The sequence below is a fragment of the Niveispirillum sp. CC-CTL257 genome (assembly GCF_059489915.1).
The window spans coordinates 2,306,844-2,333,731 of the sequence record NZ_JCAJXE010000001.1; the positions used below are offsets into that span (position 1 = coordinate 2,306,844).

Below are 26,888 nucleotides of genomic sequence, written 5' to 3' on the forward strand. Positions count from 1 at the left end.
TTAAACGCGCCAGCCGGAATGGATACAGGCGATCCCGCCCGACAGGTTGCGCGCCTTGGCCCCGGTAAAGCCCGCCGCTTCGATCCGGCGGCACAAAGCCTGCTGTTCGGGGAAGCGGCGGATGCTTTCCACCAGATACTGATAGCTGTCCTTGTCGCCCGCCACCATCTGCCCCAGGCGCGGCAGCAGGTGGAAGGAATAGCCGTCATAGATATCCCGCAGCACGGGGATCACGACATGGCTGAATTCCAGACATAAGAAGCGCCCGCCGGGCTTCAGCACGCGCCGCGCCTCAGCCAGGGCCTTGTCGATGCGCGTCACATTGCGCAGACCGAAGGCGATCGTATAGGCATCCATGGACCGCGACGGGAACGGCAGATCCTCGGCATTGCCGACGGTCCAGTCGATGCCCGACAGCATGCCGCCATCCAGGCCCCGGTCGCGCCCCACCCGCACCATCGATTCGGTCAGGTCGCAAACGGTGACCTTGGCCCCCGGCGCCTGCTTTTTCAGGCGAAAAGCGATGTCACCGGTGCCGCCCGCCACATCCAGCAGCGCTTCGCCCTCACGCGGGCGAACCAGATCGACGAACGCATCCTTCCACAGGCGGTGAACGCCCATGGACATCAGGTCGTTCATCAGATCGTATTTGCCGGCCACACTGCCGAACACGCCCTGGACCAGGGATGCTTTCTCGGTCGGGTCAATCTCCCGATAACCGAAGAAACGCCCTTCTTCCCCGGCTGGGGGCCTGGGGGGCGTGCCTGTGGCGGCGGCGGGGCGGGTCGTGTTCGCGTCGGTCATGGCCGGAACATAGGCCGGACAGCGCCCCTTGGGAAGCGGGCGCGATGCCGCGCCATGGCATGTTTGGGTTGCCGGAACCCGAAAATAACAAAGCCCCGCCGTAACCGGCGGGGCTTTGGTTCAATCGGCCTAAATGACGACCAAACTTACTTGCCGGTCTCACGCGTGGTGGACAGGGTGCCGCCGGGCGGGGGCAGCACTTCCGGGTTCTGTTCGTCCTTCCAGAACATCAGCTTGTCCAGGAAACTCGGGCTGCCGACCACCACGCCCGGATTCTCCCGGTCGACGATGGCGCGGATATCGGGGCTGGCACCGTCGGCACCAGCCTGGGCCAGCAACGCACCTTCGCCCGAGGTCTGCTTCGGATTGGTACGCGGATCGACCAGGGCGGCGGAACCGGCCGTGCTGGCGCCGAACACGCTGGACTGCGAACGGGTGTCGCGTTCCATTTCCTGCGGGCGCGGGCTGCCCGGCTGCGGCGGACGCAGGGAGAAGTCGGGCGGCACCTCCAGCGGGGCGCGCGACACGACCATGAATTCATCCGGCGCGTCATGCCCGCCGAACAGGCCACAGCCCGACAGCAGGCCGCCCATCATCAGGACGGTGATGGCCGGAACGGCCGCCTTGCGCACTTGCTTCAACACAACCATGGTCCGATCCGTACCCTTTGAACGAGGAGCAGAGTCTAACAGAGGCCGACCCGCACGATTGACGGTTCGCACTCTAACGCCGCTCGTCGCCGGAGAACAGCCCGTCGATCAACAACAGGCCCACCCCGACCACGATGCAGCAATCCGCCACGTTGAATGCCGGCCAGTGCCAGCCCGCGACGTGAAAGTCAAGGAAATCGGCGACGGCCCCGAAGCGGAACCGGTCGATCACATTACCGATGGCCCCGCCGATGACCATGCCGGTGGCCACCGCCACCAGTTTGCGATCATTCATGCGGTTCCACCATAGCAGCGCGCCACAGATACCAACGGCCAGCAGACTGAGCACGAACGGCATCAAATCATGCTGGCTGTAGAACATGGAAAAGCTGACGCCGAAGTTCCAGGCCACCACCATATTGAAGAAGCCCGTGACCTCAATGAAGGGGGAGTCGACGGCGCATCCCGGCCCCGCCGGCCCCGACAGACAAGGCAGCAGGCTGGTCAGCACCCATTGTTTGGTCACCTGATCCAGGACCAACGCCACCAGCGCCACAATGCCGGTGACCAGCCGCAATTTGCGCACCAGCGCCGCGTTCATCACCCCTTCACCCGCCACCATCATCCATCCGTGCCGCACATCATCTTTCCCGCTGCCTTATACCCTAAACACGGCGGAAAGGCGGCAAATGGTCGGGCGATATGTTAAAATTCCGCCCTGCGGCCCTTGCACGGCCCGCCGGTTGCCTATGCGGCGGGCGGGGACAAAGCCTATTTGCCTGTTGAGAGGCAACCTGTTAGGTTCCGCGCCGCTCGATTCCTATAAAGTTTGAGAAGCCTGTCATGAAGGTCAATGCGAACACCATGCGCAAGGGTCACATCCTTGAGCATAACGGCCGTCTCTATGTGATCACCGGCACCCAGATTGTGCAGCCCGGCAAGGGCGGTGCCTTCATTCAGTTGGAAATGAAGGACGTCAAGACCGGCAACAAGAATATCGAGCGCTTCCGCACCGGCGAAGCCGTCGAGCGCGCTCGTCTGGACGATCACGAGATGACGTTCCTGTTCGCTGAAGATGACAATTTCACCTTCATGGACAAGGAAACCTTCGAACAGGTGACCATCTCCGGCGACATCATCGGCGACGGCAAGATCTTCCTGGCCGACGGCATGGAAGTCGTGGTGCAGTCCTTCGAAGGCGCCCCCCTGTCGGTCGAACTGCCGCAGTCCGTGGTCCTGACCATCACCGAGGCTGACCCGGTGGTGAAGGGCCAGACGGCCTCTTCCTCCTACAAGCCCGCCGTTCTGGAAAATGGTGCCCGCGTCCTGGTTCCGCCGCATATCGAGGCCGGCACCAAGATCGTGGTGAACATCGAAACCGGCGAATATATGGAACGCTACAAGGACTGATTGGTCTGTGTAGCCTTTCTGCTGGTAGTACTGACGCCCGCGCGGATATATACGCGCGGGCGTCTTTATTTTATCCAAGGGCTTTTCCGGCCAACAAAGTCACTCAGGGCAGGGTCGAACGCATGTCCCATCCGCCATTCTCAATATTCTATAACGAAGATGGCTACACCACTGATCAGAAGATCATGGGACGGCAAATGTCTGGCAAGTCATTTCTAAATGGCGTAGCCAGGACATGGACTCAATCCACCATAAATGCTATCTGCCAGACAGATCAATCAGCTAATAGGCTTGCCAGACAGCTGAATAGTTTTGGTTTTACTGGAAAATTAAACTACAGTTTGATACCGGGCTTGGGTTCTGCACAGCAGGCCGGCACCCTTTATTATCCAGCCCCTCCAACAACGGAGCTGGCATCAGGCCGGGAACGGCTGGGACCCACGAGCTTCAGCATCATGGGCATCACCCACACCTTATCTTCCCAAAATGCGCTGAACCTGATCTCCGCGATGGCTTTGCCGCCGTTCCGCCCCTGGGATGCGCTGATCTGCACCTCAAAAGCGGCCCACACCCTGGTCAACAGGCTGCTTGAGGAGACACAGGAATATTGGCACCGGAATACAGGCGCGACGCGCTTCAATCGCCCCACCCTTCCTGTCATTCCGCTCGGAATCGACGCACCGGCGCTTGCTGCAAACCAGGCCGGGCGTCCAGCCGCCAGGGCCAGTTTTGACATCAGGGAAGATGAAGTCGTTTTCCTTTTTGCGGGCCGCTTGTCCGTACATGCCAAATGCAATCCGGGTCCGATCTATATTGCCCTGGAACGTCTGGCGGCTCGGCACCGCGTCACCTGCATCGAAGCGGGGATTTATCCTAACAAGGGCATGCGTATCGCATTTGATGAGGCACGCCAGAAGCTTGCACCCTCGGTTCGGTTCATCTGGGCCGATGGCGCAGACCCGCAGAAATACGATCATGCCTGGCAAGCTTCAGATGTTTTTGTCTCGCTCTCCGACAATATCCAGGAGACGTTTGGCCTGACGCCGTTGGAGGCGATGGCGCGCGGCCTGCCGGTGGTTGTCAGCGACTGGGACGGGTACAAGGATACTGTCAGGGACGGAGTCGATGGCTTCAGGGTCCCGACAGTAACTCCCCCACCGGGTGCCGGAAGCCATCTGATTGCCAGTTACCTTGCTGCCGACGGTCTGTATGACCGGTATATTGGCAACATCAGCATGGCAACTGTCGTCGATATCGACAGCCTTCATGAAATGATTGAGCGGTTGGCCGACAGCCCTGATCTCCGTCATCAGATGGGAGCATCGGGCAAGCAACGTGCGCAGCAATTCTATGACTGGCCTGTCATCCTGGGTCAGTACGCTGCGTTGACCGGTCATCTGCGTGAGATCAGAGAACACGCAGCAAGGGGCGGCGATATTTCGCCCTTTTCCCCGCCGCAGCACACCGACCCTTTTCATACATTTGGTCACTTCCCCACATCGCAACTCGGTGGCAACTGGATTGTGAGGCGAAGTGACGGCCATACGGAAAGGTTGCAGGCGCTTCTGGGTACTTTTGTGTCGAACTACGCGTTTGAAGAAAAGCTGTTCAAGAAGGAGCTGGCTATACAATTGCTGGGGTCGATACCGGCGGATGGCGTAGCGGTGGCGCAGCTACTTTCCGACCACAATCTGACAACGCAGTTTGGGGTCAGGGCTTTGATGTGGCTGTGGAAGTTTGATCTGATCAAAGTGCGACCAGCATGACCGAAACTGCCGCAACCCTGCTGCGCAACGGTGCCGCATCGCAAAATCGCCAGAATGGACTATACGCTCTCACCCTGATGTGAGGCTGCTGAGGCGGCCTTCGGTTTCTTCGTCATTGTGGAGTGTTCGACCATGGCAGCCCGTTCGGCCATCCTGAACGTCATGACCCGTGCGGCCGAAAAGGCCGGCAAGGCCATCCTGCGCGATTTCGGCGAGGTCGAGCACCTACAGGTCTCCCGCAAGGGCCCGTCCGACTTCGTTTCCGCCGCCGACCAGAAGGCCGAGCGCATCGTGCGCGAGGAGCTGCAGAAGGCGCGGCCCGATTTCGGCCTGCTGCTGGAAGAAACCGGCGAGATCAAGGGCAAGGACGCTTCCCACCGTTTCATCGTCGATCCTCTGGACGGCACCACCAATTTCCTGCACGGCCTGCCTCACTGGGCCATCTCCATCGCGCTGGAGCGCGAGGGCGAGATCATTGCCGGCGTCGTCTATGAACCCGTGCATGACGAGATGTTCTGGGCCGAAAAGGGCGCGGGCGCTTTCCTTAACCATACCCGCCTGCGCGTTTCCTCCCGCCGTCAGCTGGCCGACAGCGTCATCGCCACCGGCATCCCCTTCAAGGGTCATGGCAATGCGCCCGTGTTCTTGCAGCAGCTGGAAGCCCTGATGGGCCAGGTGGCGGGCATCCGCCGCTGGGGTGCTGCTTCGCTCGACCTCGCCTACACGGCTGCCGGTCGCTTTGACGGTTTCTTCGAAGCCGACCTGAAGCCCTGGGACATGGCCGCCGGCCTGCTGCTGGTCACCGAAGCCGGCGGTTTCGTCAGTGAGATCGGCCCCGGCAAGAGCCCGCTGGCCAGCGGTTCCATTCTGGCCGCCAATGCCAACCTGCATTCCCACTTGGCCGTCGTCCTGCGCAACGCGGGCAAGCCCAAGGTGGCCCCGGCTGAAAAGCCGAAGGTCTGACACAAGCCTATCCCCAAAAAGCCCCGTGGATGTCCGCATCCACGGGGCTTTTTGATTCAGGGCAAAGCATCCGGCACCGGCCCACCCATGGCCCAGTCCAGAAGCTGTACCGTATGGACAATCGGCAGGGCCGTACCTGACCCGATCTGGGTCATACAGCCGATATTGCCGGCGGCGATCACATCGGGCCGCGTCCCCTCAATCGCCGCTACCTTGGCATCGCGCAACTGCCCTGAAAGCTCTGGCTGCAGCAGGTTATAAGTCCCTGCCGACCCGCAGCACAGGTGCCCGTCCGGCACCTCCAGCACTGTGAACCCCGCCGCCCGCAACAGGTCGCGCGGCGGGTCCTTCACCTTCTGCCCATGCTGCAACGAACAGGCGGCGTGATAGGCGACGCGCAGGGGCCGGGGTGCCTTTACCCCCTCCGGCAGGCCCAGCATCGCCACCACCTCCGTCACATCCCGCGCCAGCGCCGATATTGTCGCCGCCGGCGCCGCCAGCACCGGGTCATCGCGGAACATATGGCCGTAATCCTTGACGGTGGTGCCGCAGCCGCTGGCCGTCACGATGATGGCGTCCAGACCGTCGCCTTCGATCTCGGCCATCCACGCGCGGATATTGGCCGCCGCGAATCCATGCCCATCACGGCCCATATGGTGGGTAAGGGCACCGCAGCAACCCACCCCCGTCGCCACCACCACCTCCGCCCCCAACCGGGTCAGCAACCGGATGGTGGCGTCATGGATATCGGGGTCGAGCGCCGGCTGCACACAGCCGGGCAGCAGCGCCACCCGCAGGCGCCGTGGCCCTTGCGCCGGAAACACACCCGGCCCTTCCTGCGGTCCTTTCGGATGCACCCGATCGGGGGCAAGGTCCAGCATGCCCCGCAGGTCGGGAGGCAGCAGCGCACGAAAAGGCCGGGCCAGTTTCGCCAGCCCCATCGCCGCCCGGAACCGCCCCGTATGCGGCAAGGTCAGGCGCAAGGCCAGCCGCGTCAGCCGCACTTTCGCCGGTCGCTTGGCCGTCCGTTCAATATGGGCGCGGGCATGGTCGACCAGATGCATGTAATGCACACCCGACGGGCAGGTGGTCATGCAGGACAGGCACGACAGGCAGCGGTCGATATGGTGGGTTTCCACCGGCCCCGCATCCCGACCGCTCTCCAGCATATCCTTGATCAGATAGATGCGCCCGCGCGGGCTGTCGCGCTCATCCCCGGTCAGGCGATATGTGGGGCAGGTGGCCGTGCAGAACCCGCAATGCACGCAGGTCCGCAGGATTTTTTCCGCCTCTGCGGTACCGCTGTCGGCCAGTTGCGCCAGGGTGAAGTGGGTCTGCATCACGCCCCCATCAGACCGGGATTGAGGATGCCTGCCGGGTCAAACTGCGCCTTCACCCGCGCCGTCAGGGCGGCCAGCGGGCCGGGCAGCGGCTGGAACGCCGGCACCAGCGCCTTCACCGCATCGGGTGCGCGCATCAGCGTCGCATGCCCGTTGGCCCCCACAGCACCCCGCACCACGGCGGCCCCCGCATCCACCATCCCGCCCGGCAGCCCGACCCAGATCAGGCCCCCGCCCCAATCCAGCCAGCCCAGCGCCCGTGGGATCGCCGCCCGGATGGCAGAAAGCACGCCCATCCCCGCCATGGGCGGCACCGACAGACGCCAGACATCCAGGTCGGGCCGCGCGGCCAGCGGCATCGCATCGCGCAGGCACGCCCACAGCGCCGCCGACTCGTCCCCATCCAGCACCGCCATGGCCGCCCGCCCCTCCAGCAAGCGTTCCAGCGCCCCCAACCGCTCCGCCACCGACACCGAAACCCCGTCCAGCCGCAGCAGCACGCAGGGTGTGCGGTCGGGCAGCAGCCCATCCAGCGGCAGGTAAGAAGGGGTAAAGGCCGCCGCCCCCACCTCCGCCGCCGAGCCCAAGGCATCGGCCATGGCGCGGATGGCGTCGGCATCCTCCATCCCCGCCAGGACCAGGGTCTTGGACAAGGGCGGGGCCGGCAGCACCTTGACCACGATCTCTGTCATGATACCCAGCGTGCCATGCGCGCCGGTCAGCAGCTTGGGCACGTCAAAGCCCGTGACATTCTTCACGACCTTGCCACCTGACCGGAAGACACGCCCGTCGCCGGCAATGGCTGTCAGGCCCAGCACATGGTCGCGCACGGCCCCGGCCTTCACCCGCCCCGGTCCCGACAGACCCGTCGCTACCACGCCACCCAGCGTATCCGTACCGGCGGGACGGCCATACAGCGGCCCCAGGTCCGGCGGCTCAAAAGCCAGCGCCTGCCCCTTGGCCGACAACAGGGACCGTAGTTCCGCCATCCGCACCCCCGGTTCGGCCACCAGGATCAGTTCCGCTGGTTCATATGACGCCACCTGCGACAGCGCCGACAGCGACAGGGCCGTGCCCGCGACCGCATGACCCAGGCCGGGCTTGCTACCGCCGCCGATCAGGCGCAGGGGCTGTCCGGCGCGCACCGCGTCGATGAAGGAAGAAAGCCTGTCGGCCATGGCATCCGCCACGTTGATCACATTCGGCTTCATTCTGGGGGTGCGGTGGGCCGCCTGTCACCCCCTTCAATAATCCCATTGGAACTGCACGCCGACCTTGCTTTCGGTCCCGACCTCGCCGCGCGCCTTGATATGGTCGGTGATGCCATATTCCACGGTGGCCTTGCTTTGGCCCGTGCCCAGCTCCTGCTCCACCCCGACATAGATATTGTCGCCGATATAGCGGCCGGCGGCCACGGTGCCCGCACCCGATCCATCCTCGCTGCCCCGGAATTCCAGCCGATCCACGCCCAGCGAGCGTTTCACATTGTCGACAAAGCCAGGGCCGCCGCCGAACAGCCCCGACAATTGGGCCGCCGACTGCGCCAGTTGCACCGCCTCCAGCGCCGACAGCTGCCCCGCCCCGCGGTTGAACAGCAGCCGGGCCAGCACCTCGTCTTCCGGGTAGGGCGGTTGCGACGACAGTTTCACCGTCGGTTTCGACGGGCGTCCCGTGACGGCGACGATGGCCGTCAGGTCGCCGCGCTGCGTCCGCGCCTCCACATCCAGCGACGGATCAAAGGTGCCGTCGCCCAGGAAACTGACATTGGCCCGCGACAGGGTGAAGGTCTGCCCCAGCAGCCCCATCTCACCCTTGACCAGCGACACGTCGCCCGACAGAAGCGGCAAATCCGCCGTCCCGCGCAGCTTCAGCGACGCCTTCAGTTCCGCATCCAGCCCACGACCCCCGATATAAATCTGGTTGGGCGCCTCCACATCGATATTCAGGCCGATGATCAGGGCGGGCGGCGGCGTTCCCTCCGCCTTGGCATTGGCGCTGCTGACGGCACCCGGCGGGGCGATGCGGCGGGGATGGTTGATCTCCACCACCTTCACCTCCACCACCGTGGGCGGCAGCTTGTCCGGGATGCGGATATGGGCATTGGCCACATCCACGCGACCCGCGATCATCATCTGCGTCGGCTTGCCGGTGACGGTGATATCGGCACCGGCGACCGCCTCCACCATGTCGATTCCGGCCAGCTTTGCCTTTTTCGCGGTCAGGCGAAGGTCGATCTGCCGGTCACCGCGTTCGGGGCGGAAACCAAAACTGCCGGCGACAGACACCGTACCGCCGCCCGGCGTCTTGCCCTCAAACCGGTCAATCACCAGCCCTTCGGGATCGCCCTTCAACACCGCCTCGATATCGGTGATCTGTGTGCCCCAGCGCTGATTCTCATAACGGGCATTGTTCAGCGTGACACTGCCCGTCAGTTCCCGGTCGGCCAGGGTGCCGCCCAGGGTCAGGTCCAGCACCATCTGCCCGCCCAGACGATCGCCCGTCGTCGCCAGCAGATCATTCAGCCGACGTAGCGCCACATTACCTTCCAGCCGACCGCTGACCGGCTTGTCGGTGGGCACGACGATGCTGGTCGCCGATCCGCGCATTTCCAACGGCAAATCGGCCCGCGCCGACAGGCCCACCCCCGACCCCGCGCTGTCAATCCGGGCATTCAGGGCCACACGCCCCTTCTGCCAATCGGCAGTCAGCGTGGCGCCCAGCGGTGATGGGCCTTTCAGGACCTGCGGCGCCAGCGCGAATTCCGACAGTTTCAGCGACATCACCCCCTTGGGGTCGGCCACGGTGCCCGACAGGCTGGCCGTGCCGTCCAGATGGCCGTACAGCGTCAGGGTCGGGTCGATCAGGCGCACCCAGTTGAGCGGCAGCTTGGTCAGCGACACCCGCCCACCCAGCGCCTTGGGCGACAGGTCCGCCGTTACCTCCACCCGCGCGTCGCCGGCCAGAACCACCAGACCCTGCACACCCACCACGCCCTCGCCAAAGGACAGGTTGGCGGGGTTGGCCAGCCGGAATTCCGTATCGCCATAGGCCCCTGACAGCGTGCCCAGCCCCACCCGCGTGATCGCGTCCTTGGCCCCCGTCGCCAATTGCCCCGCGATGGACAGGCGCACCGGTGCCGACCCGCGCTTTCCCGACAGGTCGAAGGCAAGGGAGGTGGCCGACAGGGGCCCGCTGGCCGATCCCGTAACCTTGTCCAGATCCAAGGTGCCGGCATCCACACCGGTCACGGTAAAGCCCGCATCGACGCTGGGCACCTTCTCCGTTCCATCCAGGCGTGCTGACAGGGCGATGGCAGCCACCTTCTGCCCGTGCCAGCGCCGCCAGATTTCCTTGAAATCGGCCTTCACATCCGCGAACTGCCGGCCCTTGTCATGGCGGAGCGCGATATTGACAGTGCCATTACCCCAGACCTCATCGCCCGCGATGAAGGCCAGGATGCCCAGGTCGGGCACGGTGCCGGACAGCCGGCCCGCCGCCAGCCCCGTGCCGGTATCCAGCGACAGATCGCCATTGAACCGGTTTAGGCCGATCACGGCCTCAATGCCAGCCAGCGACAGGCTGGCCCCCGTCTGCGACAGGTCGCTGCCCAGCGCGATGCGCTGCCCGTTCAGGCTGCTTTCCAAATCAACCCGGCCCTTCGCCGCCCTGGGCAGGCCTGACAGGCGCGCATCCAGCCGCGTATCAACCAGCCGCAACCCATCCACACTCAGCCCATCCGCCACCATTTCCAGCGTCAGCGTGTCGGCGGCGGGGCTTTTCAGCCGGGCCGTGACACCGCCCCCCATTGCCACGCCCAGCGCCGGCGACAGGGGCGACAGGTCCGCCACCTCCACCACGGCGTCGGCACTGATCCCCTTGGGACCGTACCGCCCCTCCCCGCCGATCTTCAGCTGCGGGTTGGTCAGCGACAGGCGACGCAGCGCCATCTCCTCCCCCGCCACCTCCAGATCGGCGAAAATCTCCGTCCGGCCCGATAGAAGCGGGTCCAGGACGGCGATGCCCGCCGCCAGTTCCTGGCCCTGGCCCTGAAGCGTCACTGCCGTCTTTCCGTCCGCGCGGCGCAGTTTGCCCTCAACGGCCAGCGACCCGGACAGTTTGCGCCCCGCCACCCCGGACAGCGGCGCCAGATCCTTGGCCGACAAGGTCAGGGCCAGTTCGCCATCGCGGCCCCAGCCGGTCAGCGATCCGCTGGCCGTGGCTGACAGGGCGGTACCGATGAAGCCGGCCTTGGCAATGTCGATCCCGCCCTTAGCGCGGATCACGGTCAGTTCGGCGGCCAGATCGGATGTCCGCCCCGTCAGGGCCGACAGCGGCCCCGACGCCCCGTCCAGATGCAGGGCGGCAATGACCGCCGTCCGGTCCATCCCCTTGGCGGACAGTTTCACGCCCAGGCTGTTCAGCGTCAGATCGGGCAGGACGGGGGCGTCCAGCACCATGTCGGTGGCCAGTTCCGGTGCCTCCGGTGTACCGGTCAGGGTCACGCTGCCCCGTGCGGCCTTCATCCGCGCCGGCCCCAGTAGGGGCGACAGCAGGGCCGCATCCGGCACCTCCACCCAGGCGCCGACATTGATGGCGCGGGTCTTGATGTCAAAGGCCCCGCCGCCGGACAGTTTGCCGACCGCCGTCTGGATACCCACGCCATCCAGCGCCAGCTTCACCCCCGGATCGATCAGGCCGCCAGCCCCGATGCGCAGGTCCGGCCCGACCAGGGGGCGGATATCGGGCGGTAGCAGGGCTTGCACGTTGCCCGACAGGTCCAGGCCGAAGGTCAGCTTGGTGCCCGACGGTCTGATCCTGAATTCCGCCTTGGCATCGGCGGCATCGCCGGCCTTGGCCGTGGCCGTCCCCGTCCAATCGGTCAGCGGTCCATCACCCTTCAGGGTCAAAGTCACGGGCGGGCGGCCCGGAATGTCCAGCAATTCGGCAATCAGCCCGTTACCCTGTTCCAGCGCCTCTGCCGTCAGGGTCAGGCGGCGGCCGGGCCGGTAATCACCGGCCACGGTCAAGGTGCCGGGCCGGTCATCAATGCGCTTCACATCCAGCGATCCCGACCCGCCCAGTTCACCCGCCGGCAACCGCCCCTGCCCGGCCAGGGTCAGCACCGCCGGATTGCCATCCAGCAGGTCCGACCCCAGCGTTACCCGCTCCACCGCCAACCGCGACAGGGTGACGGCAACGGGCAGGCGCGGCATCCCGCTCTTGTCGTTGGGATCATCCGGCTTGGGCAGCGGCTGGCGTGCCACCGTCACAGCCTTTGCCGACAGTTCCGACACTGACAGGGTGCGGGAGAACAGGGCCCAGGGGTTCCAGGCCAGATGCGCGCCCTCCACGGTCAGCCAGACACCATCGGCATCAGACAGGGTGATCCGGGCGGCGCGCAGGTCGAAAACCGACCCGTCCACCCCCTCAATCGTCAGTTCCGGCACGGCCTCCCCAGCCTTGGACAGCACGAAATCGCGGCCCGACGGGGTGGACAGCCAGATGCCCGCCGATATGGCGATCAGGACGACCAGACCAATCAGCCCCGCCAGACCGGCGGCGATCCAGATCAGGATGGGGCGAAGGCGGTTGAAATCGCTCATCATCCCCTCCTTAAAAGGCCTGGCCGATGGAGATGTAGAACTGAAATGCCTTGTCCCCGTCGCGCTTGTTCAGCGGTACGGCCACATCCAGGCGGATGGGGCCGATGACAGTGTGGTAACGCCCGCCGATCCCGGCGGCATAGCGTAACCCCTGCCCTAGCTTGGGATATTCGGTCGTATAGACATTGCCCGCATCCACAAAGGGGACGACGGCAATATCCTCCGTCACCTTCACCCGCATCTCTGCGGACATTTCCAGCAATGACACGCCGCCCAGCGGCTCCCCACTAGCGTCGCGCGGTCCCACCTCCTGATAGCCATAGCCACGGATCGACCCGCCACCGCCCGCGAAGAAGCGTTTGTCCGCTGGCACATCCAGCAACCCGCCGCCGATCACCGCCCCGTAAACGCCGCGCAGCGCGCCCACGTACCAGCCATCATCCTTGAAATCGAAATAGGCACTGCCGCCGACCCGCGCGACCGTGAAACTGTTGCTGTCCCCGAAGGCCGCCAGATAGGGGGTGACGGCACCCGACAGGCGGAAACCCTTGGTCGGGTTCAAAAGATCGTTGGACCGGTCCCAGGTAATGGCGGCGGGAATGCCGACCAGGGTGTTCTGCGTGGTCTGCAGGCTTTCGTCGATCTTCGACTGTTCCGCCGTCACGCCCAGGCTGGCCTTCAACCCCTTGCCCAGCTTGCGCTCCACCGCTCCCGTCAGGACCAGTGCCTGCCGGCGATAGGCGTCGGGCCGTTCCGACAAGGCCTCCGCCGACAGGTTCAGCGACTGGCGGCGCGACAGGAAATCCGGCTGCTGATAGGTGCCGGCCAGACGGTAATCGAAATCGCTGGCGCTGGTCTCCCCTCGCCGGGAAATACCGGCGACCGAGGCATCCACACGCAACTTCTCGGCATTACCCATCAGGTTGCGGTCACCCCAATAGGCATTGGCCCCGAATCCATCCTCGGTCCCGTAATCGGCACCAAAACCGACATAGTTCATTTCCCGTTCGGCCAGATCGACCAGGACGGGTGCCTTCTGGTCACCCGTCGGCTGATCGGCCAGCCGCAGCCGGACGGAAGAGAAGACCCCCAGATCGGCCAGCGCCTGACGCCCCTCCTCCATGGTGGCGGGGTGATAGGCGTCGCCCTCGCGCCAGGGCAGGCGGCGGCGGGCCGCGCGCTGCGACACCTCATCCAGGCCGTTGAAACTGACATCGCCGAACGTCACTTTCGGACCGGGATCAACGACATAGGTGACATCCATGCCTTGTTTGGCATGGTCCACGATCAGCTTGCGGTCCAGCAGGCGGGCATAGGCATAACCCTTTTCCGCCAGGCGCGGCAGGATGCGGCCTTCGGCATCCACCACCGAAGGTGCGCGCGCATCCGACCCGATGGCCAGGCCCAGCGCGTCCGGGGCCGGCGCACCATCGGGCAGGGGCTGTTCATTGGGTCCGGCGATGGCGACCGATGTCACCTTGTACCGCGCCCCCTCCTCCACCCGGATCAGGACCTTGGCCGGCACCACATCGACATCGATCTCCGCATCGACAATGGCGTCATAGAAACCTTCGGATCGCAGGGCGGCGCGGAACCGGTCCAGATCGGCATCGGCCCGACGGCCTAGGCCGATGGGCGAAGGCGGCGGCTGGTCCTTCAGGGTGACAAGACTGGAGACTTCGTTCAGCAGCTTCGACAAATGCGGATGGTCCTCCACCCCCTGGATCACCACCTCATATTTCGTCTCCTGGGCATGGATGGGCGCCGCCGCCAAGGCAGCCGCCGCCAGCAACATCCATTTTCGCCATCTGCCTTGGGTCATTATCCTCCCCCGGTTGCCGCCATGGTGGCATGGGCCGGGGGCGGCTTTCCAGGGGTAAGGGACCGGCGCTTTGGTGTTAGGCCAAGGGGCGTGGATTCTTGCGGCCATTGCGCCAACCCCTTGATGGAACGTTAACCGCGATCCGTCCAAACGCAGGGCAGCCCCACCTTCTGCACCCTACCGAAGCCGGTGCGAAACGATTATATTGCGCCGCGAAACAGCCCGGCCACCCTTGTTCCCGTTCCTTTTGAACGCTGACAGGGTGGCCGGGCGTTTTTCATGCGCGAACCCCGATCCGGCGGACATAGTCATTGGGCGGCGCGCGACCAGCACCAGGCACGCAGGACCGTACCCATGCAATTGCGCAATATCGCCATCATCGCCCACGTCGACCACGGCAAGACCACGCTTGTGGACATGCTGTTGAAGCAGTCCGGCACTTTCCGTGAAAACCAGCAGGTCGCCGAGCGCGCCATGGACAGCAACGACCTGGAGCGTGAACGCGGTATCACGATCCTGGCCAAGTGCACGTCCGTCGTCTGGAACGACGTCCGCATCAACATCGTCGATACGCCGGGCCACGCCGACTTCGGCGGCGAGGTGGAGCGTATCCTGAACATGGTGGACGGCGTCTGCCTGCTGGTGGACAGCGCCGAAGGCCCGCTGCCGCAGACCAAGTTCGTGCTGGGCAAGGCCCTGAAGCTGGGCATGCGCCCGATGGTCGTCGTCAACAAGATCGACCGTCAGGATGCGCGTCCCGACGAAGTGCATAACGAGATTTTCGACCTGTTCGCCTCGCTGGACGCCACCGACGAGCAGCTGGACTTCCCGACCCTGTTCGCCTCCGGCCGCAACGGCTGGGCCGTGAACAGTCTGGATGACGAGCGTAAGGACCTGACCCCGCTGTTCGAGCTGATCGTCAATCACGTGCCGGCCCCCAAGGTCGACAGCGTTGATGCGCCGTTCACCATGCTGGCCACCACCCTGGAAGCCAACCCCTATCTGGGCCGCATCCTGACGGGTCGCATCCAGTCCGGCCGCATCAAGACCAACATGGCCATCAAGTCCATGTCCCGCGACGGCAAGCTGATCGAGCAGGGCCGCGCGTCGAAGGTTCTGGCCTTCCGCGGTCTGGAGCGCGTGCCGGTGGACGAGGCGCAGGCCGGTGACATCGTCGCCATCGCCGGTCTGGTGAAGACCACCGTCGCCGACAGCATCGTCGATATGAGCGTCGAGAACGCCCTGCCGGCACAGCCGATCGATCCGCCGACCCTGGCCATGACCTTCTCGGTCAATGACTCACCCCTGGCCGGTCGCGAAGGTGACAAGGTCACCAGCCGTATGATCCGCGACCGCCTGCTGCGTGAAGCCGAAGGCAATGTCGCCCTGCGCATCCGCGAAACCGAGAATGCCGACGCGTTCGAGGTGGCCGGTCGTGGCGAGTTGCAGCTGGGCATCCTGATCGAAACCATGCGCCGCGAAGGCTTTGAGCTGTCGATCAGCCGTCCGCGCGTGGTGATGAAGACCGACACCAATGGTCAACGTCTGGAGCCGATTGAGGAAGTCGTCGTCGATGTGGACGAGGATTTCTCCGGCGTCGTGGTGCAGAAGATCGCCGAGCGTAAGGGCGAAATGCTGGAAATGCGTCCGTCGGGCGCCGGCAAGGTCCGTCTGGTGTTCCACGTTCCGTCCCGTGGCCTGATCGGTTACCAGGGCGAATTCCTGACCGACACCCGCGGCACGGGCGTCATCAACCGCCTGTTCCACGATTACGCCCCCTACAAGGGCCCGATCCCCGGCCGCCGCAACGGCGTCCTGATCTCCAACGCCGAGGGCGAGGCCGTGGCCTATGCCCTGTGGAACCTGGAAGATCGCGGCCCGATGATGATCGAGCCCGGCTGGAAGGTCTATGAGGGCATGATCGTGGGTGAGCACACCCGCGAGAACGACCTGGAAGTGAATGTTCAGAAGGGCAAGAAGCTCACGAACATCCGCACCACCAGCAAGGATGAAGCCGTCGTCCTGACGCCGCCCATCCGCATGTCCCTGGAAAAGGCCCTGTCCTACATCCAGGACGACGAGCTGGTGGAAGTCACGCCGAAGTCCATCCGCCTGCGCAAGAAGCTGCTGGACCCGAACGACCGCAAGCGCGCCGAGCGTCAGGCCGAAGCCGGCTGATCGCTGGTTCTGGTTTGAAAAGACGAGGGGGAGGCCTGGAAACAGGCCTCCCCTTTTTGTTTCGGGTGGGCGGGGGACGCAGACCGGCGCCAGTGATACTCTATGAACACCAACGGGATATTGGAGTTCAGAAATGACCAAGACCCAGTTTGAAACCATCAAGGACGCGCTGGCGGAATATACCCGCAAGGCGACTGCATCGGCACAGCAGGCCCGTAAGACCTTGGTTCGCGAAGGTATCTATGATCGCGACGGCAAATTGAACGCCAATTACCGCGAAGAGCAGACGACAGCCTCCTGATGAGCCGGCTGCAAACTGCCTTTGTTCTTGGGTATCATGGATGTGAAAGAGCGGTTGGTGAAGCCGTTCTGAATGGCAACAGCGTCCTGAACGCCAGCGAACAGAAATACGACTGGCTAGGACCCGGCATCTACTTCTGGGAGGCCGATCCGGTTCGTGCCCGTGAATGGGCAGAGGACAAGGCTCATCGTGGCAAGCTGGCAGAGCCATTGCTATCATCGATCTGGGTAACTGTCGGGATCTGATGTCCCGCGAAAGCCTGAACCTGCTCGCCCTCGCCTATGAATCCTTGCGGGAAACGCACGACGCCGATCCGAACCTGGGCCCTTTGCCGGGAAACCGCCGGGCCCATGATAAGGACAAGGATCGGCTTCTCCGGTTTCTGGATTGCGCCGTCATCCGCCGCCTTCACGCCTCAATTGATAGCACAACTGCACGCTTCGACTCCGTCCGGGGCCTGTTCACCGAAGGAACGGAGTTGTTCCCCGGCAGCGGTTTCAAACAGAAGACCCATATCCAGATTGCCGTCCGTAACGCCACATCAATCAAGGGGTATTTCAGGGTCGATACCTGAGGGGTCCCCCCAAATCCGTCCAGATCATGGCGGAAGGCCTCCCGGAAATCGGCTTAAATGGCCCCTTCCGGCCCGGCCCCGTCCTTGCCGCCCCATAATCGACATGAAATGCTCTTTTCCTCAAAGGGGCACCACGCCTCGACCTTCGGGGGAGCGGAATGGCGAACCGGGTGAAGCAGATGGCCGACATGCATATCGGCCGGCATCTGAGCTATAGCGACAGCGAGCGCCGCGCGGATGAGACGCGCGGGGCCCGCGACGGGGAGAAGGGCTTTCCGCCGCTGGATGCGCCGCAGAACCCCGTGCAGGATCAGGTTTTGGCCCAGGTCACAGCCGATTTCGCCGCCTATGAGAAGGCGCGCCTGGCCTACCTGTCGGAACTGGATATCGCCGAGCAGCAGAAGCTGAAGGAACGCGACGAGGATCTGGTCAACCGCCGCCGCACCCTGCAGGATGAGAAGCAGCGCGCCCTGAACGACCTGTCGCACAAGGTTGGCCCCGACAGCCCCGAATTCCGCGACCTGACCGAACGCAAGGCGGAGGCCGTCGCCGCCGTCGCCAAATTGCAGGCGGAACTGGCCCGGCCCCTGCGTGTCTCCATGGTCTGGGCCTATCCGTTCCTGATGCTGCTGGTCTGTCTGGCGGAGGTGCCGGTCAACCGCATGGCGTTCGAGTTCTTCTTTCAGGAAACGCCGCTTCTGTCCCTGTTCATCTCGCTGATCATCGGCGGGGTACTGGCCCTGTTCGCGCATTTCATCGGCCTGTGGCTGAAACAGGCGAACCAGCATGAACGGATGCAGGCGCGGCTGTCCTACTACACCGGTGCCGCCGTGCTCGCCGGCCTGTCGGGCACGCTGGTCTATTTCATCGCGGCGGTGCGCGAGCATTTTCTGCGCCTGCTGGAGGCGGATACGAATAGCTCCTTCGCCGATCTGCTGCGCCAGGGCGATTTGACCAGCACGGCGGCACAGGTGACCGGTACGGAACTCGGTTCCGCCGGCTGGACCCTGCTGGTCATCAATCTGGTGATCCTGACGGTGGGCGTCGTCGCGTCCTTTGTGCGGCATGATCCGCACCCGGATTATGAGCGCTTGACCCGCAAGGCCGAAAAGGCCCGCAAGCGCGTGACCGGCCGGGAAACCGACTATAACAAGCAGCGCATGCAGGCGACCCGCAAATATGACGACATGATCGCAGCATTGAACCGGCAGATCGAACAGCTGGAAAAGGACATCGCCACCATCCAGGCCGACCGCAAATCCGCCGGCGCCGATTATGAGCAGAGCCTGCGCCAGCTGGGTATGAACAGCCATAACCGGTTGATCAATTACCGCATCGGCAATCTGCGCGCCCGCAGCGACGGCACGCCCGCCTGCCTGCGCGACATCCCGTCGGCCCTGCAGATCAGCGCGCAATTGCTGCGGGCGGTGCGGGGATGAGGCTGGGCCGGTTCCTGCTTCTGCTGGTCCTGCTGGCCGGTCTGGCACCCGCCGCCCTGGCCGCACGGCAGGATTACTGCAAGCTGGGCACAGGCACCGTCGCCCTGCTGGTGGACCGCACCACCCCATATGATCAGCAGGATATCGACATCCTGATCGCGGGGCTGGACCGGTTCGTGGGCGAGTTGAAGCCCGGTGACCGGCTGGTGGTCCATACCATCACCGACGATTACGCGGCGTCAGCCCGCAAGTTTGAGGAATGCGTGCCCGGTTGTCCCGAAGGCGGCGGCCTGACGGACTGGATCATGGCCACTTGCAAGCCGACCGTCGCCAAGGCGGAAAACCGGGAGTTCAAGCGCCGGCTGGCGCAGGTCCTGATCGGCATGCTGAAGGAAAAGCAGGCTTATCCCCGCTCCGAAATCCTGCGCACCATCGATACTGTCGCAGACAGCTGGAAACCGCGCGGCCTGAACCGGATGATCGTCTTTTCCGATCTTCTGGAACATTCCGATGTGCTGCCCTACACGTCCCTGTCGGAGGGGCCGCCCGCCAAGAACCTGCGCACCGTCACCGATCAACGGCTTCTGGCTCCCCTGTCACAGGTGCAGGTCGACATGTTCGGCTTTGGCCGGGGCCATGACCCCGGTCGCAAGGCCCTGTCCCGCCCCGTGGAAAACCGGGTGCGGGATTTCTGGACCGCCTATCTGAGGGCCAGCGGGGCCAGCAATATCAGCATAGGCTTGTGGTATGGGGGTCAGGGGGAGTAACGCCCCCCTCACGCCTCCATCAACAGATCGCGCCCATCGGCCACGCGCTTCATCATGCTGGCGCGCAGCTTGTTCATGGCCCGGCTTTCCAACTGGCGGACGCGTTCCTTGGACACGCCAAGCACGCGGCCCAGTTCTTCCAGCGTCGCCCCCTCATCGCGCAGTCGGCGTTCGGCGATGATCTGGCGTTCGCGCGGCGACAGTTCGCCCAGCGCTTCGGCCAGCCATTTGGACCGCATGCGCCCGTCGCGCATGCCGATCACCACATCCTCCGGGTTGGGGCGGCTGTCGGGCAGGATGTCCTGCCATTCCGCCTCACCATCCATGGCCATGGTGGCGTTCAACGACTGGTCGCAGGCGGCCAGCCGCATCTCCATCGTCTCCACCTCCCGCGCATCAATATCCAGTTCGACCGCGATCTGCTGACGCGCATCGGTGGACAGATGCTCGGAGGAGGGATTGTCGGCGATCTTGGCGCGCAGGCGGCGCAGGTTGAAGAACAGCGACTTCTGCGCTGCCGTGGTGCCCGTCCGCACGATGGACCAGTTGCGCAGGATATGGTCCTGCATGGCGGACCGGATCCACCACGCGGCGTAGGTGGAGAAGCGGACATCGCGTTCCGGCTCGAACCGGCCCGCCGCCTGCATCAGGCCGACATTGCCTTCCTGCACCAGATCACCCATGGGAATGCCGTAATGGCGGAAACGCGTGGCGGTGGAGATGACGAGGCGGGTATAGGACCGCACCAGTTCGTGCAGGGCCTTTTCGTCCCCCTTCTCCCGCCAGCGGCGGGCCAGATCCAGCTCGTGGTCGCGGGCCAGCAGCGGTTCTTTCATCGACGCACGGATGAAAGCCAGGTTGGCACGCTGGGTTTCAGGATCGTCGATGGATGCCATCGCTCACTCTCCGTCGCTGGATCAAGGGGGAAAGGGCATGTGCCCTTGTTTGATCCTTGGTACGGAGGGGGGAACCGGTTGGATCACCGGCACCGAAATTTTTCAGGCTTCGGCCAGTTCCAGCATCCGGCCATCGGGCGCGAAGCAGGCGCAGATCAGGCGACCACCAAAACCGGCCCCACCATCCAGGCTGGCCGTATGGTCGGTGACGGTCGGGCCCGGCCCATGGGTTGGGTCATAGCCGCGCACGACGCGGCGGAAACCATTATAGGGTTCCGTGATGCGGGCGAACGAACTGCCACCCCACCAGAAAATGTCGGCCTGCATATGCAGCGGCTTGGCCGGGTCCAGCCCGGCATTGACGAACAGCAGGTCCGTCGGCGCCCCATCCACGGCACTGGTATAGGCGCAGCGGCGCACCGCACTCAGCAGATTGTCATGCCCCGGTGCGGCGCGCAGCGCGGCGCGCAGCTCCCCGGTCCAGCGGGCCAGCGTGACGGCCCCTTCCTTGGCAGACACCAACCCATATTGCGCATTGCCGCCATAGGCGGCCAGCGTGGTATCCAGCCCCTGCCCGATCATCCATTGCAGCACGGCGGCGGGGTCGGGCGCGAACTGAAGCTGCAACAGCTTCTGCCACATCTCCTCCTGCCCGCCGCGCAGATACACGATATCGGTTGCCACGACACCGCGCCGCGCCATGATCTCGCGCCGGAAGGACAGCAATTCCTCAATGGTCTCGCGCACGGCCGCACCCCGGCCGATCATATTGCCCAGATAAACCAGACGGTCACCGGGCAGAAAGCGCTTGCCGACATCATCATGCAGGGCCGCCAGACGCGTCGCCTCGCCATGGATGGCGCCCACCGCCCACACGCGGCGTGGCCGACCCAGCAAAGCGTATTTGCGATCATCCGACATGGGGACCCGACAGCTTCTTCCTCGCGCAGGCAGTGTAGGGCGTGCGGCGGTGCAAAAAAAGGGGCGTTCAGCCTGTGAACGCCCCCTACATACTAAATATCCCGATTTTTTAACAGCGGGATGCTTGATCTTGTAGGTGTACCCCGATCAGGCCGCCTTGCTTAGCACGGCTTCCAGCTTCTCGGTGGCCTTGCGCTCGTCGATCTTCTCGACAACGGCCAGCTCACGGGCCAGACGCTCCAAGGCGGCATGATAAATCTGACGCTCGCTGTAGGACTGGTCGGACTGGTCCTCGCCGCGATACAGGTCGCGCACGACTTCCGCGATGGAAACCGGATCACCGGAGTTGATCTTCGCTTCATATTCCTGGGCGCGGCGGCTCCACATGATGCGCTTGATCTTGCTGGGACCCTGCAGGGTCTCCATGGCGGCCTTGATCCGGTCCTTGGTGGACAGGCGGCGCAGGCCGGAGGCCTTGGCCTTCGCCACCGGAACCTTCAACGTCATCCGTTCCTTTTCAAACTGGATGGCGTACAGCGTCACGCTCATGTCGGCGATGCTGTGGGTTTCGATCCCGATGATCTGGCCCACACCGTGGGCCGGATACACAACGTGATCTCCGGTGATGAAATCTAGGCTTTCGGACATGTCGGTTGCTCTCTTCTTCCGCGCGGGGCTGCGCGCCACGGGAACAAAAATGATAGGGGCCCCGACCACACAGGCGGCGGGACCTCTCCTGACGAAACACTGCGATGGCGAAAGCGGTCGGCACATCAAGCCACGATCACGGGCGCCGTGCCGATCCTCGCTTGATCGAATATAGTCGATATTACGTCCACATGACAGAGGCGGAACGCGTTGTTCGCCATAAGTTCCGCGCAGGGCGCGTTATGTCGGTCATGCGCCCATCGCATGGGCAATAGCGGACTTCTTAACCGCCGGTCAACATTTTTTGCCGGCGGCCCCCTCACGGGCTTCCATCAAACTACCGAGGGCGGCGGATGCCGCCGCCCGGTGCCTGCGGGAAAAACAGGCTGGCGACTGCCAGCCCGGCGCTCGTGCGCCGCAAGCCAAGGGCGCGGATGCGCCCGCCCGGTGCCTGAGGGAAAACAGGCTGGCGACTGCCAGCCCGGCGCTCGTGCGCCATAAGCCAAGGGCGCGGATGCGCCCGCCCGGCGCCTGAGGGAACAGGTAGACTCTTACTTCCCCGGCTTGGGGCTGAAATGCTTGGCAAACTTGTCGGGCACGCCCTTCCAGTCGTCAGCGTCGGGCAGCGGGTCCTTGCGGCGGTTGATGACGGGCCACTGACCGGCATATTCGCGGTTCATGGCCAGCCACTGTTCGGCGCGCGGGTCGGTGTCGGGCAAAATGGCCTCGGCCGGGCATTCCGGCTCGCACACGCCGCAATCGATGCATTCATCGGGATGGATGACCAGCGTATTCTCACCCTCGTAGAAGCAGTCCACGGGGCAGACTTCAACGCAGTCGGTGTACTTGCACTTGATGCAGGCCTCGGTAACGACGTAGGGCATCCCCGGAACTCCAAAAAACGTGGCGCGCGCGACGGGTTTGATCAGTGGCAGAGGTAGACAATCCAGGGGGCGCGCGCAACTGCCCGCTTGGTCTGACCCGGCATGCGCGGGCGAAATGGGCTTGGCGCGCCGGCCGCCGCCGCCTACCTTTGCTGCCATGATGACCGACGAAAAACGCCACGCCCCCGCCACCCTGCGTAACCGTCAGCCCTTGTTGGACGCGCTGCGCCCGCACCTGCCGGAAACCGGCCTGCTGCTGGAAATCGCCAGCGGCAGTGGGGAACATGCGGTTTTCCTGGCCGAAAACCTGCCCGCCCTGACATTCCAGCCCAGTGACCCCGATGACGACGCGTTGGCCAGCATTCGCGCCTGGATGGCCGAGGCGGCCCTGCCCAATCTGCGCCCACCGCTGGCCCTGAACGCTGCCGCCCCTGACGACTGGCCTGCGGTTCAGCCTGATGCCATCCTGTGCGTCAACATGATCCATATCGCCCCCTGGGACGCGGCCATCGGCCTGTTCACGGGGGCCGGTCGTCTCCTGCGCGCCGGCGCGCCACTCTGCCTGTACGGTCCCTATAAACGCGGCGGACAGCACACCGCCGACAGCAACGCCGCCTTCGACGCCGACCTGAAGGCCCGTAACCCGGCTTGGGGCGTGCGCGACCTGGAGACGGTGATGGACCTCGCCGCCGCCAACGGCTTCACGATGCCAGCGATTATCGAGATGCCGGCCAACAACCTGACCCTGGTGTTCCGACGCGGGTGAAACCGGCAATCAAAAGCGGCGGAATTACTGACTTTCTGCCCCTTGCCTGCTATCATCGCCCTCTAAACGCCATTCCCGTATCTGCGCCATTCGATGCCACCGGCTTTCGAAGCAGGAAAGGGCTGGGCGGTGAAACACGCTGCGTTTTTATGTTTCACTTGGTTGCGTAGAACGGCTTTCCCCGGCGAAAGCGGGACCCGGACGCCGGTCAACAGTCTCGTTGTATTTCACCAGACATAACGATAATCTGCTGCTCACCGCCTTCAGGTCAGGATGTATCATGGCCCGTTTCCGCCTTTCCTCGCTTATGGTCGCGCTGTCGCTGCTGCTGGTGCCCCCGTCCATGGCGAAGGACGTGACGGTCTATGCCGCCGCCAGCCTGAAAACGGCATTGGATGAGGCGCTGCTGACCTACAAGGCGCAATCGGGTAACAGCGCCACCGCCGCCTATGCCGCCAGTTCGGCCCTGGCCAGACAGATTGAGGCGGGGGCACCGGCGGATATCTTCATCTCGGCCGATCAGGACTGGGTGGATTATCTGGGCAAGGCCGGGCTGGTGCAGGCCGACAGCCGCTTCACCTTCCTGGGCAATCAGCTGGTGATGGTGATGGAGCGATCACAGGCACGACGGCTGACCATTGATAGCAGTTTGGACCTGACATCCATGCTGAACGGCAAGCGACTGGCCGTGGGCGATGTCAATGCCGTGCCCGCCGGTCGCTATGCCAAGGCGGCGCTGACCAAGCTGGGCCTGTGGTCAAAGGTGTCGGACAAGCTGGCACCTGCTGAAAATGTCCGCGCGGCTCTGGCATTGGTGGCGCGGGGGGAGGCCGGGGCCGGCATCGTCTATGCGACCGACGCGCGGGTTGAACCCGGCGTGGCCATTGTCGGCATCTTCCCCGCCGACAGCCACGCGCCGATTGAGTATCCTGTGGCGCTGCTGAAGGGCGCGGACAAGGCCGCCGCCCAGCCGCTGCTGGACTTCCTGAGGACGGAGGAAGGGCGGCGTCACTTCATCAATCAGGGCTTTACGGTGCTGACCAAATAATGGGGACCTTCACGGCGGAGGAAATGACGGCCATCTGGCTGTCGGTAAAGGTGGCCTGCTGGGCCACCGCCGTCAGCCTGGGACCGGGCATTCTGGTCGCATGGCTGCTGGCCCGTCGGTCCTTTCCGGGGCGTATCCTCTTGGACGCGCTGGTGCATCTGCCCCTGGTTCTGCCGCCGGTCGTGACGGGCTACCTGCTGCTGCTGCTGTTCGGGCGCAAGGGGCCGGTGGGGCAGGTGCTGGCCGAATTCGGGATTGTCTTCGCCTTCAACTGGACCGGGGCCGTGCTGGCCTGTTCGGTCATGGCCTTCCCCCTGCTGGTCCGCGCCATTCGGCTTTCGATGGAGGCGGTGGATACGCGGCTGGAGGATGCGGCAGCAGGGTTGGGTGCCCCGCCCTGGGCCGTGTTCCTGACCGTGACCCTGCCTTTGTCCCTGCCCGGCATCCTGTCCGGCGCCATCCTGTGCTTTGCCAAGGCGTTGGGCGAATTCGGAGCCACCATCACCTTTGTCGCCGCCATTCCCGGCGTGACCCAGACCCTGCCGGCGGCCATCTATGGTCTGACGCAGGTGCCGGGCGGCGACGCGGCGGCCCTGCGCCTGACCCTGGTCGCAGCATTGATCGCCATCATCGCGGTCACGGCCAGCGAGCTTCTGGCGCGGCGCGTGCGCCGGCGGGTGGAGGGGCGGGATGCTTGACCTGTCGCTGACCCACCGGATCGGGAGTTTCACGCTCTCCGCCGACCTGTCCATCGGCCCCGGCGTCACGGCCATCACCGGCCCGTCGGGGGCCGGCAAGACCACGCTGCTGTCCCTGATCGCCGGCCTGACCCGGCCCTCCGCGGGGCGGATCGTGTTGGACGGCAAGGTCCTGGTCGATACAGGACAGCGCATCTGGCTGCCCCCGCACCGCCGCCATGTCGGGCAGGTATTTCAGGAAGCGCGCCTGTTCCCCCACCTGAACGTCCGCCACAATCTTCTCTACGGAAGGCTGTTCGGCGGGCGCGGGCGGGCCGGGCCATCGCTGGATACCATCATCGATCTGCTGGACATCGCCCCCCTGCTGCATCGCCGCCCGCGCGACCTGTCGGGTGGGGAACGGCAGCGGGTGGCCATCGGGCGGGCGCTCCTGTCCAACCCGTCGCTGCTGCTGCTGGATGAACCACTGTCGGCCCTGGACCCCGCCCGCAAGGCGGAACTGCTGCCCTACCTGCAGCGCCTGCGCGATGGCACGGGCCTGCCCATGCTCTATGTCACGCACCAGCGCGAAGAGGTGGCGACCCTGGCGACGGCATGGCTGCGGGTCGACCAGGGCGTGGTGACGGCGGATCAGTAGCCCGCTGTCACCGTCACCGTCGGCCCCTGGCCGAGATCACCCAGCAACGCGTCCAGCAGGCCCGACGCGCCAAAGCGGAAGGTGGCGGGCGATGCCCAGCCCGGCCCGCAGATCTCATCCGCCAGGGCCAGATATTGGGCTGCCGTCTCGACATCGCGGATACCGCCCGACGCCTTGAAGCCGACGGGCCGCCCGGCCTCGCGGCAGGCAGTCAGCATGATGCGCGCCGCACCCAGGGTGGCCCCCGCCGGCACCTTGCCCGTGGAGGTCTTCAGAAAATCCGCTCCAGCGGCCACGGCCACCTGGGCGGCCCGTTCGATCAGGGCCGGCTTGGCCAGCGCCCCGCTTTCCAGGATGACCTTCATGGTCGCGGTCCCGCACGCCTCCCGGCAGGCGGCCAGATGATCGGCTGCCCGCTGGTCCCCGCCCATGCCGGCCATGATGGCGGCATAGGGCATGACCACGTCGATCTCGTCCGCGCCATCGGCCAGCGCGCGGGCAATCTGGGCCACGACCTTCTCCGCCGGCAGCGACCCGCCGGGGAAGTTGACCACGGTCGCGACCTTCACCCCGCTGCCGATCAGCACTTGTTTCGCCTGCGGAACAAATGACGGCCAGAGGCAGACCGCCGCCACATTCCCCGCCGGCGTCACCGCCTTGGCACACAGGGCGGCGGTGCTGTCCGCGTCATCCGCCTCATTCAAACTGGTCAGGTCCAGCAGCGGCAGGACGCGTCTGGCAGCGTCTTCAATGGTCATTTCGATACCGGACAT

General features: G+C 64.6%; 25 protein-coding genes. 13 read left to right on the forward strand and 12 right to left on the reverse strand.

Going from position 1 to position 26,888, the window contains the following annotated elements; all coding sequences use genetic code 11:
* From ABC729_RS10750 to lspA, 3 genes are all read right to left on the reverse strand, one after another.
* Positions 1 to 804: a class I SAM-dependent methyltransferase gene (locus ABC729_RS10750; RefSeq protein ID WP_495607594.1), complete on the reverse strand. Its 804-nt coding sequence runs from the start codon at positions 802 to 804 to the stop codon at positions 1 to 3.
* A gap of 146 nt (positions 805 to 950) precedes the next feature.
* Positions 951 to 1,454 (reverse strand): DUF3035 domain-containing protein, encoded by a 504-nt coding sequence (locus tag ABC729_RS10755; RefSeq protein ID WP_495607595.1) that lies wholly within the window; start codon positions 1,452 to 1,454, stop codon positions 951 to 953.
* Between the two features lie 73 nt (positions 1,455 to 1,527).
* Entirely contained in the window at positions 1,528 to 2,094 is a 567-nt protein-coding gene (gene lspA, locus ABC729_RS10760; protein ID WP_495607596.1) for a signal peptidase II, read from the reverse strand.
* Between the two features lie 203 nt (positions 2,095 to 2,297).
* Here lspA and efp point away from each other — a divergent pair, with 203 nt between their 5' ends.
* The 3 genes from efp (at position 2,298) to ABC729_RS10775 (ending at position 5,593) form a co-directional block, all read left to right on the forward strand.
* Entirely contained in the window at positions 2,298 to 2,864 is a 567-nt protein-coding gene (gene efp / locus ABC729_RS10765; protein WP_495607597.1) for an elongation factor P, read from the forward strand.
* A gap of 122 nt (positions 2,865 to 2,986) precedes the next feature.
* Positions 2,987 to 4,630, forward strand: coding sequence for a glycosyltransferase family 4 protein (locus ABC729_RS10770; RefSeq protein WP_495607598.1), 1,644 nt, complete (start codon positions 2,987 to 2,989; stop codon positions 4,628 to 4,630).
* 132 nt (positions 4,631 to 4,762) lie between these two features.
* Positions 4,763 to 5,593, forward strand: coding sequence for an inositol monophosphatase family protein (locus ABC729_RS10775; RefSeq protein ID WP_495607599.1), 831 nt, complete (start codon positions 4,763 to 4,765; stop codon positions 5,591 to 5,593).
* Positions 5,594 to 5,649: 56 nt separating this feature from the next.
* On the opposite strand, the gene glcF is transcribed toward ABC729_RS10775, so the two are convergent.
* From glcF to ABC729_RS10795, 4 genes are read right to left on the reverse strand one after another with little or no spacing between them, the layout of a single operon-like run.
* Positions 5,650 to 6,933, reverse strand: a complete 1,284-nt coding sequence (glcF, locus tag ABC729_RS10780) for a glycolate oxidase subunit GlcF (RefSeq protein WP_495607600.1) — start codon at positions 6,931 to 6,933, stop codon at positions 5,650 to 5,652.
* The gene (locus ABC729_RS10785; RefSeq protein WP_495607601.1) at positions 6,933 to 8,144 is read right to left on the reverse strand and encodes an FAD-binding protein; all 1,212 of its coding nucleotides are present in this window, start codon (positions 8,142 to 8,144) and stop codon (positions 6,933 to 6,935) included. The genes glcF and ABC729_RS10785 overlap by 1 nt, the downstream gene beginning before the upstream one ends.
* A 33-nt stretch (positions 8,145 to 8,177) precedes the next feature.
* Entirely contained in the window at positions 8,178 to 12,539 is a 4,362-nt protein-coding gene (locus ABC729_RS10790) for a translocation/assembly module TamB domain-containing protein (RefSeq protein ID WP_495607602.1), read from the reverse strand.
* A 7-nt stretch (positions 12,540 to 12,546) separates the two neighbouring features.
* Entirely contained in the window at positions 12,547 to 14,358 is a 1,812-nt protein-coding gene (locus tag ABC729_RS10795; RefSeq protein ID WP_495607603.1) for an autotransporter assembly complex protein TamA, read from the reverse strand.
* 354 nt (positions 14,359 to 14,712) lie between these two features.
* Between ABC729_RS10795 and typA the strand changes: the two genes are divergently transcribed.
* The 6 genes from typA (at position 14,713) to ABC729_RS10825 (ending at position 19,617) form a co-directional block, all read left to right on the forward strand.
* Positions 14,713 to 16,536: a translational GTPase TypA gene (gene typA, locus ABC729_RS10800; protein ID WP_102113061.1), complete on the forward strand. Its 1,824-nt coding sequence runs from the start codon at positions 14,713 to 14,715 to the stop codon at positions 16,534 to 16,536.
* A gap of 133 nt (positions 16,537 to 16,669) precedes the next feature.
* Positions 16,670 to 16,837 carry a hypothetical protein gene (locus ABC729_RS10805; RefSeq protein ID WP_495607604.1) on the forward strand — a complete coding sequence of 56 codons (168 nt, stop codon included), beginning with the start codon at positions 16,670 to 16,672 and terminating at the stop codon, positions 16,835 to 16,837.
* Positions 16,837 to 17,082, forward strand: coding sequence for a hypothetical protein (locus ABC729_RS10810; RefSeq protein WP_495607605.1), 246 nt, complete (start codon positions 16,837 to 16,839; stop codon positions 17,080 to 17,082). Before ABC729_RS10805 ends, ABC729_RS10810 begins: the two co-directional genes overlap by 1 nt.
* Entirely contained in the window at positions 17,082 to 17,411 is a 330-nt protein-coding gene (locus tag ABC729_RS10815) for a hypothetical protein (RefSeq protein ID WP_495607606.1), read from the forward strand. Before ABC729_RS10810 ends, ABC729_RS10815 begins: the two co-directional genes overlap by 1 nt.
* Positions 17,412 to 17,569: 158 nt before the next feature.
* Entirely contained in the window at positions 17,570 to 18,850 is a 1,281-nt protein-coding gene (locus tag ABC729_RS10820; protein WP_495607607.1) for a hypothetical protein, read from the forward strand.
* The gene (locus ABC729_RS10825) at positions 18,847 to 19,617 is read left to right on the forward strand and encodes a hypothetical protein (RefSeq protein ID WP_495607608.1); all 771 of its coding nucleotides are present in this window, start codon (positions 18,847 to 18,849) and stop codon (positions 19,615 to 19,617) included. Before ABC729_RS10820 ends, ABC729_RS10825 begins: the two co-directional genes overlap by 4 nt.
* An 8-nt stretch (positions 19,618 to 19,625) precedes the next feature.
* Here ABC729_RS10825 and ABC729_RS10830 read toward each other — a convergent pair whose 3' ends face one another.
* The 4 genes from ABC729_RS10830 to fdxA form a co-directional block, all read right to left on the reverse strand.
* Positions 19,626 to 20,513 carry an RNA polymerase factor sigma-32 gene (locus ABC729_RS10830; RefSeq protein ID WP_495607609.1) on the reverse strand — a complete coding sequence of 296 codons (888 nt, stop codon included), beginning with the start codon at positions 20,511 to 20,513 and terminating at the stop codon, positions 19,626 to 19,628.
* 102 nt (positions 20,514 to 20,615) lie between these two features.
* Positions 20,616 to 21,434 (reverse strand): metallophosphoesterase family protein, encoded by an 819-nt coding sequence (locus tag ABC729_RS10835; RefSeq protein WP_495607610.1) that lies wholly within the window; start codon positions 21,432 to 21,434, stop codon positions 20,616 to 20,618.
* Between the two features lie 147 nt (positions 21,435 to 21,581).
* On the reverse strand, positions 21,582 to 22,082 hold the full coding sequence (locus tag ABC729_RS10840; RefSeq protein WP_292912389.1) for a CarD family transcriptional regulator: 501 nt from the start codon (positions 22,080 to 22,082) through the stop codon (positions 21,582 to 21,584).
* A 551-nt stretch (positions 22,083 to 22,633) separates the two neighbouring features.
* Entirely contained in the window at positions 22,634 to 22,966 is a 333-nt protein-coding gene (gene fdxA / locus ABC729_RS10845; RefSeq protein WP_495607611.1) for a ferredoxin FdxA, read from the reverse strand.
* Positions 22,967 to 23,087: 121 nt separating this feature from the next.
* Here fdxA and ABC729_RS10850 point away from each other — a divergent pair, with 121 nt between their 5' ends.
* The 4 genes from ABC729_RS10850 to modC all read left to right on the forward strand — a co-directional run bounded on the left by ABC729_RS10850 (position 23,088) and on the right by modC (position 26,115).
* Entirely contained in the window at positions 23,088 to 23,732 is a 645-nt protein-coding gene (locus tag ABC729_RS10850) for a DUF938 domain-containing protein (protein WP_495607612.1), read from the forward strand.
* A gap of 280 nt (positions 23,733 to 24,012) precedes the next feature.
* Positions 24,013 to 24,780 carry a molybdate ABC transporter substrate-binding protein gene (modA, locus tag ABC729_RS10855; RefSeq protein ID WP_495607613.1) on the forward strand — a complete coding sequence of 256 codons (768 nt, stop codon included), beginning with the start codon at positions 24,013 to 24,015 and terminating at the stop codon, positions 24,778 to 24,780.
* Entirely contained in the window at positions 24,780 to 25,478 is a 699-nt protein-coding gene (modB, locus tag ABC729_RS10860; RefSeq protein WP_054168787.1) for a molybdate ABC transporter permease subunit, read from the forward strand. Before modA ends, modB begins: the two co-directional genes overlap by 1 nt.
* Positions 25,471 to 26,115, forward strand: coding sequence for a molybdenum ABC transporter ATP-binding protein (gene modC / locus ABC729_RS10865; protein WP_495607614.1), 645 nt, complete (start codon positions 25,471 to 25,473; stop codon positions 26,113 to 26,115). Before modB ends, modC begins: the two co-directional genes overlap by 8 nt.
* Here modC and deoC read toward each other — a convergent pair.
* Positions 26,109 to 26,888: a deoxyribose-phosphate aldolase gene (deoC, locus tag ABC729_RS10870; RefSeq protein WP_495607615.1), complete on the reverse strand. Its 780-nt coding sequence runs from the start codon at positions 26,886 to 26,888 to the stop codon at positions 26,109 to 26,111. The genes modC and deoC overlap by 7 nt on opposite strands.

What these genes read in the sequence shown, in the direction of transcription:
- ABC729_RS10750 (WP_495607594.1), bottom strand. Translation starts at nt 804, where the DNA reads ATGACCGACGCGAACACGACCCGCCCCGCCGCCGCCACAGGCACGCCC.
- ABC729_RS10755 (WP_495607595.1), bottom strand. Translation starts at nt 1,454, where the DNA reads ATGGTTGTGTTGAAGCAAGTGCGCAAGGCGGCCGTTCCGGCCATCACC.
- efp (WP_495607597.1), top strand. Translation starts at nt 2,298, where the DNA reads ATGAAGGTCAATGCGAACACCATGCGCAAGGGTCACATCCTTGAGCAT.
- ABC729_RS10770 (WP_495607598.1), top strand. Translation starts at nt 2,987, where the DNA reads ATGTCCCATCCGCCATTCTCAATATTCTATAACGAAGATGGCTACACC.
- ABC729_RS10775 (WP_495607599.1), top strand. Translation starts at nt 4,763, where the DNA reads ATGGCAGCCCGTTCGGCCATCCTGAACGTCATGACCCGTGCGGCCGAA.
- glcF (WP_495607600.1), bottom strand. Translation starts at nt 6,933, where the DNA reads ATGCAGACCCACTTCACCCTGGCGCAACTGGCCGACAGCGGTACCGCA.
- ABC729_RS10785 (WP_495607601.1), bottom strand. Translation starts at nt 8,144, where the DNA reads ATGAAGCCGAATGTGATCAACGTGGCGGATGCCATGGCCGACAGGCTT.
- ABC729_RS10790 (WP_495607602.1), bottom strand. Translation starts at nt 12,539, where the DNA reads ATGATGAGCGATTTCAACCGCCTTCGCCCCATCCTGATCTGGATCGCC.
- ABC729_RS10795 (WP_495607603.1), bottom strand. Translation starts at nt 14,358, where the DNA reads ATGACCCAAGGCAGATGGCGAAAATGGATGTTGCTGGCGGCGGCTGCC.
- typA (WP_102113061.1), top strand. Translation starts at nt 14,713, where the DNA reads ATGCAATTGCGCAATATCGCCATCATCGCCCACGTCGACCACGGCAAG.
- ABC729_RS10805 (WP_495607604.1), top strand. Translation starts at nt 16,670, where the DNA reads ATGACCAAGACCCAGTTTGAAACCATCAAGGACGCGCTGGCGGAATAT.
- ABC729_RS10810 (WP_495607605.1), top strand. Translation starts at nt 16,837, where the DNA reads ATGAGCCGGCTGCAAACTGCCTTTGTTCTTGGGTATCATGGATGTGAA.
- ABC729_RS10815 (WP_495607606.1), top strand. Translation starts at nt 17,082, where the DNA reads ATGTCCCGCGAAAGCCTGAACCTGCTCGCCCTCGCCTATGAATCCTTG.
- ABC729_RS10820 (WP_495607607.1), top strand. Translation starts at nt 17,570, where the DNA reads ATGGCGAACCGGGTGAAGCAGATGGCCGACATGCATATCGGCCGGCAT.
- ABC729_RS10825 (WP_495607608.1), top strand. Translation starts at nt 18,847, where the DNA reads ATGAGGCTGGGCCGGTTCCTGCTTCTGCTGGTCCTGCTGGCCGGTCTG.
- ABC729_RS10830 (WP_495607609.1), bottom strand. Translation starts at nt 20,513, where the DNA reads ATGGCATCCATCGACGATCCTGAAACCCAGCGTGCCAACCTGGCTTTC.
- ABC729_RS10835 (WP_495607610.1), bottom strand. Translation starts at nt 21,434, where the DNA reads ATGTCGGATGATCGCAAATACGCTTTGCTGGGTCGGCCACGCCGCGTG.
- ABC729_RS10840 (WP_292912389.1), bottom strand. Translation starts at nt 22,082, where the DNA reads ATGTCCGAAAGCCTAGATTTCATCACCGGAGATCACGTTGTGTATCCG.
- fdxA (WP_495607611.1), bottom strand. Translation starts at nt 22,966, where the DNA reads ATGCCCTACGTCGTTACCGAGGCCTGCATCAAGTGCAAGTACACCGAC.
- modA (WP_495607613.1), top strand. Translation starts at nt 24,013, where the DNA reads ATGGCCCGTTTCCGCCTTTCCTCGCTTATGGTCGCGCTGTCGCTGCTG.
- modB (WP_054168787.1), top strand. Translation starts at nt 24,780, where the DNA reads ATGGGGACCTTCACGGCGGAGGAAATGACGGCCATCTGGCTGTCGGTA.
- modC (WP_495607614.1), top strand. Translation starts at nt 25,471, where the DNA reads ATGCTTGACCTGTCGCTGACCCACCGGATCGGGAGTTTCACGCTCTCC.
- deoC (WP_495607615.1), bottom strand. Translation starts at nt 26,888, where the DNA reads ATGTCCGGTATCGAAATGACCATTGAAGACGCTGCCAGACGCGTCCTG.